Raw genomic sequence first — 937 nt, 5'->3', positions numbered from 1 at the left:
CCCCCTGTGTCAGAATAGTTGTCGTACCCCTCAATAGAAAGTATAGTGGGTAAAAAGAGAGGCTGAGGTGGAGGACAATGACAAGACTGGGAAAAGAGATAAAGCAACAGCTAGTACAGCGAATGATGCCACCGAACAACGAATCCATAAGTAGGATTTCAAAGGATAGCGGAATATCAGAAACAACGCTATACAAATGGAGAACAAAGGCTAGGGCGAGTGGAGTCGCTATGCCTAGTGGGAACACAGAAACAGAGAGATGGAGCACGCAAGATAAGTTTTCCATCGTGGTGGAAACGGCTGCATTAAGCGAGATTGAACTGTCGGAGTACTGCCGTGCGAAAGGTTTGTATGTCGAGCAAGTGCAAGCATGGCGTAATGCTTGCATGCAAGCGAATGGCGGTATTGCAGAGCAAGCGAATCAACTACAAAAAGAGCTGCGAGACAAAGACCGTGAAGTCAAGGAACTCGCTCGTGAACTACAACGGAAAGAAGCCGCATTGGCGGAAACAGCCGCCTTATTGGTGCTGCGAAAAAAGGCCCGAGCGATCTGGGGGGACCAAGAGGAAGACTGATCAGTGTCCTAGATCGTCAGTTAGCCCTTTCACTGATTCAAGAAGCTGTAGAGGCAGGTGCAAGAGAGCGCTTAGCGTGTATCGAGCTTGGGCTGACACAGCGCACTTTGCAGCGCTGGCGCAGACAGGGCGCTCGCGATGATCAACGTCTTCACGCCAAGCGTCAAGCACCGGCCAATAAGCTTAGCGTTTTGGAACAGCGAAAAATTATTGAAGTCATTAATCAACCCGAGTTCAAAAGCTTACCACCCAGTCAGATTGTTCCCAGACTAGCGGATCTTGGAATCTATCTAGCATCGGAGTCTACCTTCTATCGCGTTATGCATCAGTACAAGCAGCAGCATTATCGTGGACGCAGTAAG

At 49.2% G+C, this 937-nt stretch carries 1 protein-coding gene and 2 pseudogenes; all 3 read left to right on the top strand.

The window, feature by feature from the left end:
* Positions 1-77 precede the first annotated feature (77 nt).
* Positions 78-227: pseudogene (locus RCO25_RS35180) on the top strand (transposase); the annotation flags it as partial.
* A 3-nt stretch (positions 228-230) separates the two neighbouring features.
* The gene (locus RCO25_RS34610; RefSeq protein ID WP_309000572.1) at positions 231-575 is read left to right on the top strand and encodes a transposase; all 345 of its coding nucleotides are present in this window, start codon (positions 231-233) and stop codon (positions 573-575) included.
* 107 nt (positions 576-682) lie between these two features.
* Positions 683-937 (top strand): annotated as a pseudogene (locus RCO25_RS34605) (helix-turn-helix domain-containing protein); the annotation flags it as partial.

This window comes from Paenibacillus sp. LHD-38 (assembly GCF_031157315.1).
Lineage (GTDB): Bacteria > Bacillota > Bacilli > Paenibacillales > Paenibacillaceae > Pristimantibacillus.
This window is presented reverse-complemented; position numbering and strand designations above follow the sequence as displayed.